Below are 845 nucleotides of genomic sequence, written 5' to 3' on the forward strand. Positions count from 1 at the left end.
TATTTTTACTGGGAAAAGCATTGCTACGATATTCCCGCCTGTTTCGCGATACGATCCGTGTTCGACGCAATCGATGGCGTTGACGAGGTCAACGACAAGTTCACCGAGTTGGTGGCCGACCTCGATAAATTGGATCTGCTGTTGCCGCAGATTCTTATACAAATCCCCCAAATGATCGAAACCATGCAGAGCATGCGCACCATGATGCTGACGATGCATAGCACCATGGCGGGGACCATTGGTCAGATGGAGGTGAATGGCGGCCAAAATCCGAATGCCATGGGCCAGGCATACGACAGCTCCAAAAACGACGATTCTTTCTACCTGCCACCGGGCATCATCGAAACCTCGGACGCCTTCAAACGTGTCATGAAGATCTTCCTGTCGCCGGACGGGAAGAACGCCCGCATGCTCATTTCGCAAAAGGGCGATCCGGCAACGCCCGAGGGCCTCTCGCGAGTCGAACCGATTAGGACGGCCGCCGAGGAGTCGCTGAAGGGCACTCCGCTGGAAGACTCCAAGATTTACCTCACCGGGACCGCGGCGGTGGTGAAGGACTTGGTCGAAGGCGCCAAATACGATCTCTTGATCGCGGGAGTTGCCGCGCTCTGCCTTATTTTCATCATCATGCTGATCATGACGCGAAGTTTTCTCGCCGCGCTGGTGATCGTGGGCACCGTATTGATGTCCTTGGGCGCGTCCTTCGGGCTCTCCATTCTGGTTTGGCAATATTTACTTGGACTGCAAATACACTGGACAGTCCTTTCGATGTCGGTGATCGTCCTGTTGGCCGTGGGCTCTGACTACAACTTGCTCCTTGTCTCCCGGATGAAAGAGGAAATAGG

General features: G+C 54.6%; 1 protein-coding gene. It reads left to right on the forward strand.

What is annotated here, in order from left to right; translation table 11 throughout:
• The coding region (locus tag ACZY0B_RS27845) for an MMPL family transporter (protein WP_463767438.1) at positions 1 to 845 on the forward strand (845 nt) is incomplete at both ends.

This window comes from Mycobacterium sp. IDUB_19, assembly GCF_055419445.1.